A 14,842-nucleotide genomic window follows, 5' to 3' on the forward strand; every position below is an offset into this window, starting at 1 on the left:
AAAGAAATAGCTTTATTTTTTATTCAAAAAATAGATTTCGTTTAAATAAAAAAACTTCCCCTAAAGGAAGTTTTTTTATCTGTATAAGGCTTAATTATTTAAATACTTTAAAACGCTCAGCATCATCCATATAGGCTTTATCAGCAGCTGGTGCTTCAACTGAACCGAAAACAAGTTGTGCGCGTAGTTTCCAGTTTGCAGGAATATCCCACTCAGCATGAACTTGCTCATCAACGATAGGATTGTAATGTTGCAAAGAAGCGCCTAAGCCTTCTTCATGCAATGTCGCCCAAGTCGCAAGTTGTGCCATCGCTGTTGAATGCTCTGCCCAAATTGGGAAATTATCAGCATATGATGGGAACTTGTCTTGTAGACCTTTAATCACATTCATATCTTCAAAAAATAATACTGTGCCAAATCCAGCGATAAAGGTATCAATTTTGGCATTGGTTTTAGCCGCAGATGCCTCATCTTTTGCATAGGCTTTTAGAGCATCTTTAACAAAATTCCAAAATTTTTCATGTTCGCCATTAAACAAAATGACTGCACGAGATGATTGAGAATTGAAAGATGAAGGACTTTGCTTAATTGCAGTCTGAATCAAATCAGTCAAATGTTCAGGAGATGCATTCACATTACGTGAAATATTATAAATTGTACGGCGATTATGAAGTAAATTTAAAAACTGATTAGACATTCAAAAAAATCCTTTGATATTTCCCCGAGGAAATACTTAACACTTAAAAATATTGTTTAGTTTATCTAACTAAATAATTGACTAACTATTACGTGAAAATTAAACCAAATATTCACGTATTTTCCAACTATTATTTTGTACTAAATGCGTTTCAAGCCCATGAAAATACTTAAAGTTTTTTAAAACACTCAAAAATAAAAATCAGGCTTAAAAAAAAGGATTCTGATCAGAATCCTTCTTATAAAATACTTATTTGAAAACTCTGAATCGTTGTTCACGATCCATAAATTCTTTTTCACCTGCAGGTGCTTCGATAGAACCAAAGACCAACTGGGCACGGAGTTGCCAATTGCCAGGCACATTCCATTTCTGGTGAACTTTCTCATCGACTAATGGATTGTAATGTTGCAAAGATGCGCCTACTCCTTGCTCAGCTAAAGCAGTCCATACAGAGAACTGTGCAATACCTGTTGAATGTTCAGCCCATACAGGGAAATTGTCTGCATATAAAGGGAATTGGTCTTGTAGGCTTTTCACCACATCTTGATCTTCAAAAAATAAAACCGTACCCACACCTGCAGCAAAGCTATCTACTTTTGCATTGGTTTTTTGTTGGGCATCTTCTGTCGGTGCAAATGGTTTTAGAACATCTTTGACGATATCCCAAAAATGTTGATGTTCTTGACCAAATAAAATCACTGCACGTGAAGTTTGTGAGTTAAAAGCTGAAGGACTATTTGCAATCGCATCTTCGATCAAAGTCGTCAATTCATCAGGACTTTGTGAGAGATTTTTTCCAATGGCATAGATGGTTCGACGGTTTTTTATTAAGTTTAAAAATTGATTCGACATTATAAAGTTCCTAAGTTTTGATTGTGGAATACTTTTAAAAGACAAATTAAAAATACAAAAAAAATTTTAACAGCTTTGTACAAAGCTTAGGTTAAATGTCAAACAATTACCAAGTTTTATTACATAGAATAATATATAAACACAAAAACTATAAATTGTGATTTACTTGTCATTTTATTCGTTATTATTTAAATCCTTTAAATGGATATAAGCATAGCCACAATCCTGTCACTATGCTTTGTGCTTCGCGATTTTAAATCATTTTTATCTTAAAATTTTGCATTTAAAACTTTACTATTCACTACATCTTTCCAGTTGTCACGTAGCGTTGGCAAGTAAAATTTTTCACCCAATTCAATCAATTCAGCATCGATCAAAGCATGGATTTCATGCATAAATAAATAGTCTAATTCCGTATTTGAAAGTTGTTTTTGCTCTTTTTCAAATTGTTTGCGTTTAGCTTGGGCTTTTTTAGCCAATTGGTCAGCAAAGTTTTTATCTTTATACTGGCTAATCGCAGTTAAACGTAGCTCGATCACACCCCAACCACTCAATAATTTTTTAAAGATTTCAAAATCTTGAGTTGTTGATTCCCATGTCATTTCTTCTAGATTTTCATTTTCAGGCAATACTGGAAGCAAAAGTTCCATCACACTTGGAAAGATTTTTTTAAGATTGAGGATAAATTTAACAGGATGGTCACCCGGATAGTCATTAAACTGAACTTTTTCTTGAACATCTGTTAAATATATTTCGAGCATTGAAAATTTCCTTTGATAAGCATCTGTTTTGATCATATTTATGCTTGATTCGTAAATATTGGACGAATCAAAATAAACACAAACAGAGGGAGAACGGCATTTTAGCAATTATGACAACGAATGCAATGTCAATATCACGAATTGGTCTTGGCAAAAACATATCCTAAAATAAAGAGTAGAAACGAATTTCCTTTTACATTACTTTCCCCTAGCAAGAGAATAATCTTTCCATTCACCTTCTAAGGCCGTGAAAATATCAAAATCTTCTAAGAAAGCCCACGGTTCAGGATATTGATCTAAAGGCGCGATTGCTAACCACTCTTTCGGTATCCACGGCGTATCTATATCGAGCTGATAACCATTTCTCCAAGCCAATTTCGTATAAATTACCGCATGTGTTGCTATAAAATGTTCAGTAAAGGTAAATGCAAATTCATGATTACGAATCTTGGCAATTTTAGGACTCGTAAGTTCTGTTAATACATTTTCCATTTCGGTTTTATCTCCATTTGCCAATGCAAGATAAAAGCGATGATCTATTAAGTACTTACGATCCTTCTTCAAATCTGCATTTAAGATGAGATCACACCGTTCTCGTAAAAGCTCCCATTCATGATTAAGTGCCAAAATCAATTGATAACCATGGAAATCTGGTTTACGTGGATGATCTCTGTCTTTAATCGAGCCTTGTCGGTCATAAGATACTCGGTGCTGACGATACCAAGAAATGATTTCTTCGTTATCAGATAACAAAGCATATAAATGTTTATAGGCTGGAAACCATTCTATAGCATCAAACTGAAACTCCATACGACTCAATTTAGCTGCAATAAAACACCACTGTTTAAAAGCAATTAAATCACCATCCCGAAACCAAGATACCATTGCATTAGCTTCAGAATAATTCCCCAACATTCCAGTACAAAATGGCACATTACCTTTATCATTAGTAATGTAGTCAATCAAACTAACTGTATTTTCATTAAATTCTGCATGTTGAATGACATGGGCTAATGCTTTTTGAAAGGCTTCACAGTTGCTTAGATCAGACATTTTTCTTTCTCAATTATTTTTCGTTGTTGGATCAATTCGAACCCACATTAATTTTTCAGTGCTTTTGTCCACATATTTCCCCCAAAATGCACTTAAAAAAAATCTAGGGCATTTAAAACACCCTAGAAAGTCTATTTTTAGATCATGCAAAACTGATTATTTGGTATTTGGATACACCATTTTCTCAGGTTTGACCACTTCATCAAATTGTTCAGGTGTTACAAAGCCCAATTCAACGGCGACTTCTTTTAAGGTCTTACCTTGCTTATAAGCTGTTTTCGCAACTTTTGCAGCATTTTCATAACCAATCACAGGATTCAGCGCTGTCACGAGCATCAATGAGTTATGCAAGAAGTAATCAATTTTTTCACGATTTGGCTCAATACCCACAGCACAATGTTCGTCAAAACTATTACATGCATCACCCAATAACTGAATCGATTGGATCAAGTTAAATGCAATGACAGGCATAAATACATTGAGTTCGAAGTTTCCTGATGCACCAGCGATATTAATCGTCGTATCATTTCCCATGACCTGTGCAACCACCATAGTCATGGCTTCACACTGTGTCGGGTTAACTTTACCTGGCATGATACTTGAACCTGGCTCATTTTCAGGAATATGCAATTCACCCAAGCCACAACGTGGACCACTAGCAAGCCAGCGCACATCATTGGCTATTTTATTTAAGCTTGCAGCAAGTGTTTTTAATGCACCTGAAGCAAATACCGCAGCATCACGACCCGCTAAAGCTTCAAATTTATTTGGGTTGGTAACAAAATCCAGTCCTGTCAATTTTGCCAATTCTGCAGCTGCTTTTTCTGCATAGTCAGGATGTGCATTTAGTCCTGTACCTACCGCTGTACCGCCAAGTGGTAATTGATATAACCAAACCAATGATTGCTCAAGACGTGCAACACCATTGTCCAGTTGCTGTACATAGCCACTAAATTCTTGACCTAGAGTCAACGGCGTAGCGTCTTGTAAATGGGTACGTCCAATTTTAACAATATCTTTAAATTCTTCTGATTTACGTTTAAATGTGGCACTTAGACGCTTAACAGCAGGAATTAATAATTCATTGATTTGTAATGCTGCAGCAACATGAATCGCTGTAGGGAATGAATCATTTGTTGATTGTGCGCGGTTGACATGGTCATTTGGATGGACTGGTTTTTGCGAACCAAGTGGATTGCCAAGCTTTTGGTTCGCAATATTGGCAATCACTTCGTTACAGTTCATGTTACTTTGCGTGCCTGAACCTGTTTGCCAAACCACCAGTGGAAATTGAGAGTCCCATTTTCCAGCAATAACTTCATCTGCTGCATCAACGATATATTTAGAAAGTTCTTCTGGAATCTGTTTTAGCTCAGCATTGGTGATCGCTGCAGCTTTTTTGACTAAGCCCATTGCACGAATCATTGGGCGAGGCATATGCTCATTGCCGATTTTAAAATTTTGAACACTACGTTGAGTTTGTGCGCCCCACATGGTTTCACTTGGAACTTCAACATCACCCATGGTGTCATGTTCGATACGAGTTTGCATATTCACCTCTTATTTTCATCAAGTTTTCAACTACATGTTTCAGGATATTGAGCAATCGCGCACTGAATACATTTCATTAAGCCCATTTTATACCGAGCTTGATCTTTATGTAAATAATAATCATTATCAAATAATATCATGATGATTATTTCTGTTAGCGATTGTTCAACGTATTTTGATAAAAACGCCACTCATCTTCGATCATTTGTTTCAGTGGTCGTTTCGCTTGCCATTGCAATACATCTAAAGCTTTTTGACTACTTGAGCCAACTTGGTCCAGTTCTTTGCGTTGTTCCTGAGCATCAAAGACTTTTATTTCGGTTTGGGTGACATTTTCAATCTCTTGTAAAAGTGCTTTGATCGAATGCACTTCACCAGCAATATTAAATGCTTCACAAACACCATATTTGTCTTGCAGCCAAATCAGCGCTTTTTGTATCGCCTCACAGCTATCGAGGACATGCACAAAACTACGTTCTACAGTGCCATCAGCCGTATCTGCACTGCTTTGAAGTTCAATTGCGTCACGTTGCATCGCAGCCACTTGCAATGCCAGTGGTACGATATTTTTTGGTAATTGGTTGACAACTTCACCCAACACACCATGTTCAAATGCGCCTACGACATTGCTCAGTCGTAAAATCGCCACACGCCATTCACTATCCGTACTGCATGTATCACGTAAAATTTCTTCGACCATTTGCTGAGATTTGATATATGGATTTGGATAAGCAAATTTATAAGGTGTTTCTTCGTCGAGTTCTAAGCTAGAAATGCCATAAACCGTCAAACTTGAAAGATGAACTAAAGTTCGAACCCCAGTACGTTGCATTGCACGTAATAGACTCATCATACAACTGACATTATCATTATAATATTCAAGTGGTTTTAAAACGGATTCTTCCAAAGATTTAAAGCCAGCAGTATGAATCACAGCTTGGATTGAATATTGTTCAAAAACTTTATTCAAAGCTGGTGTATTACGTATATCAATTTTGACAAAAGGGATATACATACCCGAGATATATTCTAATCTTTCTAAAGTTTGTAAACTTGCATTGGCTAGATTATCAACGATAACGACCTCTTGCCCTTGAGCTAGCAAGCTTAAAACCACATGCGAGCCTATAAAGCCTAAACCACCAGTCACTAAAATCATTGTATAATGCCCTATGTTTTATGTCCGTGTAAGACTGCATTTCTAAAAATGCATATTCTAAAGTGAAGATATATGAGTACCTTATTGCTAATCACCTCCGCTCCAACATCCATCCATGCATGGCATGCTTTGGGTCTTGCAGAGGCACTCAAAGCTCAACATCAAGATTTCAGAGTGTTTTTCTATCAAGATGGTGTAAGTACAGCGAATACCTTACAGTGGGTTCCTGACGATCAAAGAAATCTAACCACAGCATGGCAAAATCTTTCGATTCGACTTCCTGTGTGTGTTAGCGCTGCATTGGCACGAGGCATAACTGATCAGGACAATGCTCAAAGACATCAAATCAGCGCATCCAACCTCGCTCAAGGCTTTGAACTTGTTGGCTTGGGAGAACTTGCTGATGCTGTTCAATCTGCAACGCGTCTAGTTCAATTCTAAGTCGTTATTTTTTGATTGAATGTTGCTTTTAAAAGGTAAATTGTGTGAAATCTGTACTCGTCATATTAACTCAAGCAAATTTCAATAGCTTGCAAGTCCATGAAAGCTTGTCTGCAACAATGGTGCTTGCGACTTTTGGTTGTGAAGTCAAAGTCTTACTCCAAGATGCAGCGTTGAGTCTATTAAAATCCGAGCTTGAATTTAATCAAATCAAACACGCCTTCAAGCTTGCTTCCAATATGGTTGATAGCTTTGAATTTTATGATTTGACTCCAGTTCTGGTAGAAAATAAGGATAAGAACAATCCATTTGTTACAGACTCTCAACAGGAAATTGAATTTATTCAGTTTAATCGTGAACTAATTCAATCTTTTGACCATGTTTTGTGTTGGTGATAAGCAATGAACAATCAAACACTCTATCTCATTCAGTCAAATTTCAAACAAACTGAATCTGTTTTTGACAAACTTAACCAAATTGCCAATGCTGAAGATCATGTCGTTTTGCTAGGCGATGCCGTTTTGTTCTGTGAGCATACCTTGCTGAAAAGTTTTCCAAATCTTTATGTACTGGAAAATGACGCAGAAATTTTGCCGACGGCACTGCCAGATTTAATCCAAAAGATGGATTACTCTGCATTTGCTTCACTGGTATTGCAATTTACTCGCTGTATTCGTTTACAATAAACTTTTAGATTTGCTTAGGCTATTTTTATGAATTTAGAATTAGATCAAGACGGACATTTACTTGATTACACCATTTGGAATCAAGAAGTAGCCCAGCAATTGGCAAATACCCTTGATCTACAACTGACGCCTTGGCATTTTGAAATTTTGCATGCTGTGCGACAGTTTTATCAACAATTTGGACATTCTCCTGCGACACGCCCCTTGATCAAATTTTTGACCAAGTCTGTAAGCCCTGATATTTCCAATGCTGTTCTCCAAGAACAATTTAAAACAGGATTGGTCGCACGCCATCTGAGCCGTTTGGCTGGCATTCCCAAGCCTGCAAACTGTTTATAAGAACTCTTTATGAGAGATGAAGAAAAGCGATTTATGATGAAGAAAAGCGATTTATGATGAATAAATCGCTTTTTTAATGACTAGAATGAGAATAAAAGAAAATTTGCAATTAAGGCAGGATGCCGTCCGTCGAACAAGGGAGTTCCGCATTTTTTAAAGCAGTGCTTTAAAAATTGCTCAGGATGTATGCCCATTTGTTCGACAAATGGTTTTCTTGCGAAATATATTTCTCATTTGTCCGAAAACAAAGTAAGAAACATTGTCTACGCAATGTAAATTAAATGACTCACAGCAAATGTGACCGTATGATACTTTCCACTCATATACCGATCATTTTTAATTTATGAATGAAATTTATTTTCATTTTAAAAGTCCCTGTTTAGAACTTTAAAAATATAGTTTATTTTTTAACAATCTCAAATTATATTTTTCTCGGCATTGAGTTTTCAATTTAAATGATGTTTATTATAAATAAGTCTAAAGATGATTAAGGAGAAAATCAAAAATGCCATACCAACATATACTTGTCCCGATCGATGACTCCCCTATTGCTTATGCTGCGATGGAGCATGCACAAGACATTGCCCAAGCTTTTGATGCACAAATTACCTTAGTCAGTGTGGTCGCAATTGATCCCTTTGTAGGTGTTGATTTTTATAAAGTTGCGCCTTCAATTACCGATCATATTTTTGAAGCTGAGAAAAATGCAGAAGGTCGTCTACAAAATCTTAAACAAACCTTAGAACAGCGTGGTTTTGTCGTCAATACTCGCATTATACGTGAAGTCCCTCCTGCAATTGGTATTGTCACCATTGCAGATGAAGTCAATGCTGATCTGATTATCATGGGTTCGCATGGACGTTCAGGAATTAAAAAGTTTATTTTAGGTAGTGTTGCTCAAGAAGTGTTAACTCAATCACGATTGCCTGTTCTTATTGTTAAATAATTGTACAAAAAATAGCAAAGCATGAAATTAAACCTACTTTTTTAGTGGGTTTAATTTTAATAAAATCAATAGATTAAAATGATAAATAAGGTTTGCCAAGTCACAAAAGTTATGTTATCAATAAATAAAATATAGTAAATAATCTTGAGGAAAATTGTATGTCATATCAACATATTTTAGTGCCAGTAGACGGATCAAAAATCTCACTTTCAGCTGTTGAACATGCAGTTTCTGTTGCTAAAGCATTTAACTGTAAATTGACCGCAATTAGCTTAGTTGCAGAAGATCCATTCTCTGGTGCAGATTTTTATTATAGCTCAGTCGCAATCAAAGACTATTTGATTCAGGCCTATGAGAATGCTGAAAAAACACTAGAAGAAGTGAAAGCATTGGCTGCCAAAGAAGGCGTAACAATTGAAACTGAAATCGTTAAGGGATATGTTTCAGCAGATACGATTCAGGAAACTGCTCAAAGCAAAAATGTAGATCTCATCGTCATGGGTTCTCATGGTCGTAAAGGTTTCCAAAAATTCTTCCTCGGAAGTTTTGCACTTGATGTACTTGCTCAAACTGTGATTCCTGTACTGATCGTGAAAGAATAATTCTTCATACAAATTTAAAAAACCTACAGCTACTGTAGGTTTTTTAATTGTTATCATTTTTAAATATTATTTCATCTAATTTTCTTGATTATAATGTCGTAAAATTTTAATAATCTTCAATTAAACTTAAAAAAAATGTTGTGAGCATAATATGTATAGTACCGAGTATATTTTATTAATTGTTGTGATTATTATCATATTACTAATTTATTATTATTTTAAAAAATAAAGCCCTCTTTCCACTTACTTCAACATTGCACTCGCCAAAGGTAGTACATAAAAGACTACCTTAGCTTAGTTAAAATCTATTTACATGTTGCATGCAACATGTAAGAATGCTTTAAATCCAACTGAGATCGTCACTGTTTTGATAATCTGACCAGTTTTGTCTTTTCTCAGATTCTTGGTGAATCAACAGCGTTGCTGTGTTGATGATATGTGCCCTCATTGCTTCTGCAGCTTTTTCGGCATTGCCATCTAACATCGCTTGATGAAGTTCCAAATGATCTTCAAAAGTTTGCATACAACTCCGCGAATGAGGAATGGTTGCAGAACCTGCAATCAACACCTGATTTCGAGTATTGCTAATAATATCAATCGCTTTTTGATTCCCTACGATCTGTAGTAAAGCCAAATGATAATCACGGTCAGCTTTGAGCGTACCAGTGGCATCGCCCGAAGTTGCTTGTTGTTTGAAATTTTCAAAAATTGTATTCAATTGCTGTAGATCTTGTTCTGTGCGAACTTCTGCAGCACGGCGAATCAAGGGAACTTCAAGCATCAAACGAATTTGGAAAGATTCGATCATGGTTGCAAAAGACGTCGGTAATATACGGATACCTTTGTTTTTTTCAATTTTGACAATCCCGATTCTTTCCAACATTTGTGCAGCTTCACGGACTGGAGTACGAGAAATACCGCCGAGCATCTGCCCCAATTCAGTCGCTGAATAAAGCACGTTAAATTGTAATTGGTTGTTAATGATGGCATCTTGCAAAATTTCAAATGCTTCTTCAGTTAAGGTCTTTGGTTGTTGGATCAATTTCATAGAGATGCACAAGGAAATTACATGACAAATAAACATTATGCCATTATCGGGGGTGGAATCAATGGACTTGCGGTTGCTCGTCAGATTCTTCTTGATTTTCCTGATGCAAAAGTCACGGTTTTTGAAAAAGAAAATGCCGTTGCACAGCATCAATCAAGCCATAATTCTGGCGTAGTACATGCGGGCTTATATTATGAACCAGGTGGTTTAAAAGCACGTTTATGTCGTCGTGGTGCTGAACTGGTTCAACAGTTTTGTGCTGAAAATGACGTGGCTTATGATGAATGTGGCAAAGTCGTCGTTGCTCTTTCAAAAGAAGAAGAATCACGTTTAGATACTATTTTCCAAAAATCTCTAGCCAACCAAGTTCCTGATGTACGCATGCTAAATGCCAGCGAAATTCAGGACGTAGAACCCAATTGTATTGGCACAAAAGCTTTATATTCACCTCGTACGGCGATTGTCAGCTATGGTGCAATTGCCTGCAAAATTGCTGAAGAAATTAAGCTCAAAGGTGGTGAAATTGTCCTCGGGCAAAAGGTTGTTCGTCTTACTGAAAAAAATAATAAAGTATCGATTCATTTTGAAAATAATGAGCATTATTCAACAGTTTTTGACTATGTTGTTGCCTGTGCAGGGCTGCAATCTGATCGCCTAGCTGCGCACTCTGGGGATATAGAAACACCGAAAATTGTGCCATTTTTTGGGCAATATTATGTGATTGATGAACAGTTTAAAAGCCATGTTAAAGGTTTGATCTATCCTGTGCCAGATCCTAAATATCCATTTTTGGGTGTGCATTTCACCAAACGCATTGATGGTCAAATGACTATAGGACCAAATGCTTTTATTTCTTTTGGTCGTGAAAATTATAGTGGTAAAAAATTTAATATTTCAGATATTTATGATTTTTTAACCTATAAAGGTTTTTGGAAATTCTCTTCAAAAAATATGCCTGCTGCGATGCGTGAACTACGTACTGTGCTCAGTCAAACCAATTTCGTTGCCGAAGCAGCCAAATATGTGCCGTCATTGGCAAATGTTTCGGTTACACCTGCAACACGTGGTATCCGAGCACAAGCCATGGAATCAGATGGTTCTCTCGTTGATGATTTTGTGATCCGTAAGCAAGGCAATATTACTCATATCCGCAATGCTCCTTCTCCTGGTGCGACATCCTCTTTAGCAATTGCGGAATATATTGTGCGTGAAGTCATGACGCACGACTAATTTTGACTGAAAAAAATTATAGCGTAATAAAGGAATATCATATGAACCCCGCTCTTGAAACTGAACAAGAACGATCGAAAAGATTAAAAAAAGTCGCAACAGCAACCATTGTCGGCTCTATGCTTGAATGGTATGACTTCTATCTCTATGCCACGATGGCATCGATTGTATTTAGTAAAGTTTTTTTTGATAAATCCAATCCAAGCAATGCGGCAATGGCAGCTTTTGCAACCTTCGCGATTGGCTTTATCGCCCGTCCAGTCGGCGGTATGTTTTTTGGCTACTTTGGCGATAAATTTGGCCGTAAGAAAATGTTATTTGTCACCTTCTTGCTCATGGGGGTTTGTACCACTGCCATTGGCTTAATTCCAACCTATGACAGTATCGGTCTTTGGGCCCCTGCACTTTTAGTTTTCTTCCGCATTATACAAGGACTTGGTGCTGGTGCTGAACTTGCTGGAGCAGCCGTTACTTCATATGAACATGCCTCAGATGCGAAACGTGGCAGTCAAGGTGCTTGGCCAGCACTCGGTTTAAATCTAGGCTTACTCCTTTCTTCACTGACTATTTTTGTACTGACATTAAATGGCGAAGAATTTTTGGTCAATGGCGGTTGGCGTATTCCATTTATTCTCAGCTTTATCTTGGTTTTGATTGGTCTTTGGGTACGTAAAAGCCTGCCTGAAACGCCTGATTATCAAGAGGCTCATGTTGAGAAAGTCAAAACCAATCCTTTTAAAGACATTCTCAGAACCAATATGAAAGGCTTAATGGTGGTGTTTGTACTTGCTATTGGTTATAACGCACTGAGCTATATTTTTAAAACATTCTCTTTGGCTTATTTGACTCAATTCCAAGGGGTGAGCGCGCATGTCACCTCATTATCAGTGACAATCGCCAGTTTAGTTGCCATCTTTAGTGTGCCATTCTTTGGTTGGTTATGTGACCGTTGGAGCAGTAAAAAGGTACTTATTTTAGGGGGTTGTTTGTCTGTACTTTTTGCGTATCCATTCATGTTATTACTTGAAACGGCAAATAATACGGCGATCTATCTGGCTATCGCAATCGGTACAGGCATCCTTGCGCCAATGATGTTTGCACCACAAGGTTCTTTTTTGAGTCGTCAGTTTGCAGTGGAAAACCGCTCTACAGGCGTTGGTACAGGTCGTGAAATTGGAACTGCAATTGCAGGTGGTTTAGCCCCTTTAGGTGCACTCGGTTTGGTTGCTTCATCACCAACACATTCAACGACTGGGGTCATTGTGATCTTGCTGATTGCTGCTGTTCTTGTAGTGGTTGCAGCTTGCTGTGATCAAGGCTACCGCTTTTCTAAACACAAAAACTAAGAGAAGCAATCAGAGATAAAAACAAAAAGACCATAAGACTGACTGCGCTGTAGTCACTTGGGAAATGCAGAGACATTTCCCTTTTTTATCTTTTAGTTTTTTAAATTTAGACTTGAAAATGAAATAAATATTTCATTTAACGATTCACAAAATAAAATTAATTCATCGCGATCACTTTCACTAAAATAGTTTGTGATTCTTCAAAATCATCAAAAATTTGTTTACGTGTGAGTTCTTTAGATTTAACTCTAAAATCATGATTTTGATATTGGATCACCGATGGAATTTGATCAAAATATTCGCCCCCTGCTTCGATATTTTCTTCAAATAAAGCTGTGCCAAGTTGGTAATCTTTACTTTTAAGTACGACATATTTCACGGTAGTTTTCATCTTGCACCCTCATTTTCATATCCGCTTTATTTCTAGTTATAACAGCTTTTTTTTAAGTTGAAAGTCTTAACTGAAAATGAATGGTGAATAAGTATCCAGACCCGCACATGGACACCCCAATATGCCGTTTTTTTATAAAATTTAAGCAAAATAAAACCCACTTAATCTCTTAAGTGGGCAGACCGTAGTTTCACAGCCTTTACGCTGAGAAGATGTTGTTATATTTTTCATATAGTGTGCAAAATTTTTGTGACAGTACGATGTCATTTATAAAAACTTTGGCTATTTTTATTTGTGAGCAAAATTTGGCTGTATTTTTTGCGAAAAATAAATACAAACGGCGATGCATAACAGCAACACAAATGATGCTCCAAACCGACTGAGATCAAGTCCACCTTGAGCATAAGGTTTATCCAGAAAATCGCCCACTACAGCACCCAAAGGTCGAGTCAGTACAAAAGCACTCCAAAACAACAAAGTTCGAGAAACTGAAGTGAAAAAATACAACATTAAGATCACAATAATCAGTGCGCTAAACAGGAATATTCCACCAACATATCCAAGCCCTGCTGAATCTGCTGACCAGTCACCCAAAGCCGTACCCAACGTTTGTGAAAACGTAATCGTGATCCAATAAAATAATTCAACACGTGGTGAATTGATATTTTGTGGGGCGATTGAACCTTGGCTTTGATACCAAATAAATAATGAAGCCAATACTAAAATGAGTAACAAACCACTACCGGCAAAATAGCCAATTCCAAGTGAACGATCAACAAAGTCTGCAAGCGTCGTCCCAACTGTTGTACTGGCAATAATCGTCGCCCAATACAAAACGGGTTGATATTGTTTAGATCTGATCTGGAAAAACACTAAAACCAGAAAAATAGCCGCAAATAAAAAAGTACTGAGCAAATATCCCCAATTCAGAGACATTGAAAAGGCATCACCCGCCGTTTCACCAAAGGTTGTTGCAAATATTTTACAGATCCAAAATAAAGCCGTGACCTGTGGTACTTTCATTAAAAAATGATTCAGCTCCTGATTTGGCATCATACAATCCAAGCGATAAATAATGCCTACTAGTTCAAACTTTTTACATGAAATTTTCCTTAATTTATCCTTCAAAAAATGTTAAACCTATATGTAGTTATGAGTGTCTATTGACATTTCAAATGCCTGAAAATCAATTTGATATCAAATCTTCGATCAGGCGTATAAATCAAGCTGTAATTTTGGGGAAATAAAATGCTAAAGCATTGTTGCGATGTACTGGAAAATCAGCAATTGACGGTCGCTTTTATTGAAAGTGCTAGCTCTGGCTATCTTTCCAGCCAATTTTCAATCTATAAAAACAGTGGTGCTGATATTTTGCTTGGTGGCTTGGTCAGTTATGACCCTAGCATTAAAGTTTCGATTTTACATGTTGATCCAAAACTCATCGAAATACATACGGCTGAATCTGCTGAAGTCACGGAAGCAATGGTGATTCAAGGTAAAAAGCTATTCACCGCGGCAGATATTATCGTCAGTTGTACAGGCTTACTTAAACCCGGTGGCAGTGCCACAGCTGATAAACCTGTCGGTACCTTTTTTATCTGTATTTATTTTCATAACAAAATTCATCAGTTTAAATATTTTATACACGGTGAGCCGCTTGAAAAATTGGATACACTCACCGATTTAGTTGCATGTGAAATTTTAGGCATCATTGATAAAGCTTGAATAATTTAAAATATT

General features: G+C 36.9%; 18 protein-coding genes. 9 read left to right on the forward strand and 9 right to left on the reverse strand.

What is annotated here, in order from left to right; all coding sequences use genetic code 11:
- Window positions 1–94 precede the first annotated feature (94 nt).
- The 6 genes from F960_RS12580 to F960_RS12605 all read right to left on the reverse strand — a co-directional run bounded on the left by F960_RS12580 (window position 95) and on the right by F960_RS12605 (window position 6,073).
- Entirely contained in the window at window positions 95–697 is a 603-nt protein-coding gene (locus F960_RS12580) for a nitroreductase family protein (protein ID WP_004865694.1), read from the reverse strand.
- 249 nt (window positions 698–946) lie between these two features.
- Complete coding sequence (locus tag F960_RS12585; protein ID WP_004865695.1) at window positions 947–1,549, reverse strand: nitroreductase family protein; 603 nt, start codon at window positions 1,547–1,549, stop codon at window positions 947–949.
- Window positions 1,550–1,818: 269 nt separating this feature from the next.
- Window positions 1,819–2,310: a hypothetical protein gene (locus F960_RS12590; protein WP_004865697.1), complete on the reverse strand. Its 492-nt coding sequence runs from the start codon at window positions 2,308–2,310 to the stop codon at window positions 1,819–1,821.
- Window positions 2,311–2,508: 198 nt separating this feature from the next.
- Window positions 2,509–3,363, reverse strand: a complete 855-nt coding sequence (locus F960_RS12595) for an Imm49 family immunity protein (protein ID WP_004865699.1) — start codon at window positions 3,361–3,363, stop codon at window positions 2,509–2,511.
- A 156-nt stretch (window positions 3,364–3,519) separates the two neighbouring features.
- Complete coding sequence (gene fumC / locus F960_RS12600; RefSeq protein ID WP_004865700.1) at window positions 3,520–4,914, reverse strand: class II fumarate hydratase; 1,395 nt, start codon at window positions 4,912–4,914, stop codon at window positions 3,520–3,522.
- A 154-nt stretch (window positions 4,915–5,068) separates the two neighbouring features.
- Entirely contained in the window at window positions 5,069–6,073 is a 1,005-nt protein-coding gene (locus F960_RS12605; RefSeq protein ID WP_004865701.1) for an NAD-dependent epimerase/dehydratase family protein, read from the reverse strand.
- Window positions 6,074–6,145: 72 nt separating this feature from the next.
- On the opposite strand from F960_RS12605, the gene tusD reads away from it, so the two are divergent.
- From tusD to F960_RS12635, 6 genes are all read left to right on the forward strand, one after another.
- Window positions 6,146–6,514: a sulfurtransferase complex subunit TusD gene (gene tusD, locus F960_RS12610; RefSeq protein WP_004865703.1), complete on the forward strand. Its 369-nt coding sequence runs from the start codon at window positions 6,146–6,148 to the stop codon at window positions 6,512–6,514.
- Between the two features lie 44 nt (window positions 6,515–6,558).
- A complete protein-coding gene (locus F960_RS12615; RefSeq protein WP_004865705.1) occupies window positions 6,559–6,909 on the forward strand; it encodes a hypothetical protein in 351 nt (116 codons plus the stop codon).
- A gap of 6 nt (window positions 6,910–6,915) precedes the next feature.
- A complete protein-coding gene (locus F960_RS12620; RefSeq protein ID WP_004865707.1) occupies window positions 6,916–7,200 on the forward strand; it encodes a DsrH/TusB family sulfur metabolism protein in 285 nt (94 codons plus the stop codon).
- A 27-nt stretch (window positions 7,201–7,227) separates the two neighbouring features.
- Window positions 7,228–7,539 (forward strand): TusE/DsrC/DsvC family sulfur relay protein, encoded by a 312-nt coding sequence (locus tag F960_RS12625; RefSeq protein WP_004865708.1) that lies wholly within the window; start codon window positions 7,228–7,230, stop codon window positions 7,537–7,539.
- 505 nt (window positions 7,540–8,044) lie between these two features.
- Window positions 8,045–8,485 carry a universal stress protein gene (locus F960_RS12630; protein ID WP_004865709.1) on the forward strand — a complete coding sequence of 147 codons (441 nt, stop codon included), beginning with the start codon at window positions 8,045–8,047 and terminating at the stop codon, window positions 8,483–8,485.
- Window positions 8,486–8,643: 158 nt separating this feature from the next.
- Window positions 8,644–9,087 (forward strand): universal stress protein, encoded by a 444-nt coding sequence (locus F960_RS12635; RefSeq protein ID WP_004865710.1) that lies wholly within the window; start codon window positions 8,644–8,646, stop codon window positions 9,085–9,087.
- A 340-nt stretch (window positions 9,088–9,427) separates the two neighbouring features.
- On the opposite strand, the gene F960_RS12640 is transcribed toward F960_RS12635, so the two are convergent.
- Complete coding sequence (locus F960_RS12640) at window positions 9,428–10,135, reverse strand: GntR family transcriptional regulator (protein ID WP_004865712.1); 708 nt, start codon at window positions 10,133–10,135, stop codon at window positions 9,428–9,430.
- 21 nt (window positions 10,136–10,156) lie between these two features.
- Here F960_RS12640 and lhgD point away from each other — a divergent pair, with 21 nt between their 5' ends.
- Window positions 10,157–11,365 carry an L-2-hydroxyglutarate dehydrogenase gene (gene lhgD, locus F960_RS12645; protein WP_004865716.1) on the forward strand — a complete coding sequence of 403 codons (1,209 nt, stop codon included), beginning with the start codon at window positions 10,157–10,159 and terminating at the stop codon, window positions 11,363–11,365.
- 41 nt (window positions 11,366–11,406) lie between these two features.
- On the forward strand, window positions 11,407–12,711 hold the full coding sequence (locus F960_RS12650; RefSeq protein WP_004865718.1) for an MFS transporter: 1,305 nt from the start codon (window positions 11,407–11,409) through the stop codon (window positions 12,709–12,711).
- Window positions 12,712–12,868: 157 nt separating this feature from the next.
- Here F960_RS12650 and F960_RS12655 read toward each other — a convergent pair whose 3' ends face one another.
- Entirely contained in the window at window positions 12,869–13,102 is a 234-nt protein-coding gene (locus tag F960_RS12655) for a hypothetical protein (RefSeq protein ID WP_004865721.1), read from the reverse strand.
- A 288-nt stretch (window positions 13,103–13,390) separates the two neighbouring features.
- Window positions 13,391–14,155 carry a COG4705 family protein gene (locus F960_RS12660; protein WP_004865723.1) on the reverse strand — a complete coding sequence of 255 codons (765 nt, stop codon included), beginning with the start codon at window positions 14,153–14,155 and terminating at the stop codon, window positions 13,391–13,393.
- A 195-nt stretch (window positions 14,156–14,350) separates the two neighbouring features.
- On the opposite strand from F960_RS12660, the gene F960_RS12665 reads away from it, so the two are divergent.
- Window positions 14,351–14,827, forward strand: coding sequence for a CinA family protein (locus F960_RS12665; protein ID WP_004865724.1), 477 nt, complete (start codon window positions 14,351–14,353; stop codon window positions 14,825–14,827).
- Window positions 14,828–14,842: the final 15 nt, after the last annotated feature.

The organism is Acinetobacter gerneri DSM 14967 = CIP 107464 = MTCC 9824, from assembly GCF_000368565.1.
Taxonomy (GTDB): domain Bacteria; phylum Pseudomonadota; class Gammaproteobacteria; order Pseudomonadales; family Moraxellaceae; genus Acinetobacter; species Acinetobacter gerneri.

Coding starts and splice junctions, on each gene's coding strand:
- F960_RS12580 (WP_004865694.1), bottom strand. CDS start 697: ATGTCTAATCAGTTTTTAAATTTACTTCATAATCGCCGTACAATTTAT.
- F960_RS12585 (WP_004865695.1), bottom strand. CDS start 1,549: ATGTCGAATCAATTTTTAAACTTAATAAAAAACCGTCGAACCATCTAT.
- F960_RS12590 (WP_004865697.1), bottom strand. CDS start 2,310: ATGCTCGAAATATATTTAACAGATGTTCAAGAAAAAGTTCAGTTTAAT.
- F960_RS12595 (WP_004865699.1), bottom strand. CDS start 3,363: ATGTCTGATCTAAGCAACTGTGAAGCCTTTCAAAAAGCATTAGCCCAT.
- fumC (WP_004865700.1), bottom strand. CDS start 4,914: ATGCAAACTCGTATCGAACATGACACCATGGGTGATGTTGAAGTTCCA.
- F960_RS12605 (WP_004865701.1), bottom strand. CDS start 6,073: ATGATTTTAGTGACTGGTGGTTTAGGCTTTATAGGCTCGCATGTGGTT.
- tusD (WP_004865703.1), top strand. CDS start 6,146: ATGAGTACCTTATTGCTAATCACCTCCGCTCCAACATCCATCCATGCA.
- F960_RS12620 (WP_004865707.1), top strand. CDS start 6,916: ATGAACAATCAAACACTCTATCTCATTCAGTCAAATTTCAAACAAACT.
- F960_RS12625 (WP_004865708.1), top strand. CDS start 7,228: ATGAATTTAGAATTAGATCAAGACGGACATTTACTTGATTACACCATT.
- F960_RS12630 (WP_004865709.1), top strand. CDS start 8,045: ATGCCATACCAACATATACTTGTCCCGATCGATGACTCCCCTATTGCT.
- F960_RS12635 (WP_004865710.1), top strand. CDS start 8,644: ATGTCATATCAACATATTTTAGTGCCAGTAGACGGATCAAAAATCTCA.
- F960_RS12640 (WP_004865712.1), bottom strand. CDS start 10,135: ATGAAATTGATCCAACAACCAAAGACCTTAACTGAAGAAGCATTTGAA.
- lhgD (WP_004865716.1), top strand. CDS start 10,157: ATGACAAATAAACATTATGCCATTATCGGGGGTGGAATCAATGGACTT.
- F960_RS12650 (WP_004865718.1), top strand. CDS start 11,407: ATGAACCCCGCTCTTGAAACTGAACAAGAACGATCGAAAAGATTAAAA.
- F960_RS12655 (WP_004865721.1), bottom strand. CDS start 13,102: ATGAAAACTACCGTGAAATATGTCGTACTTAAAAGTAAAGATTACCAA.
- F960_RS12660 (WP_004865723.1), bottom strand. CDS start 14,155: ATGCCAAATCAGGAGCTGAATCATTTTTTAATGAAAGTACCACAGGTC.
- F960_RS12665 (WP_004865724.1), top strand. CDS start 14,351: ATGCTAAAGCATTGTTGCGATGTACTGGAAAATCAGCAATTGACGGTC.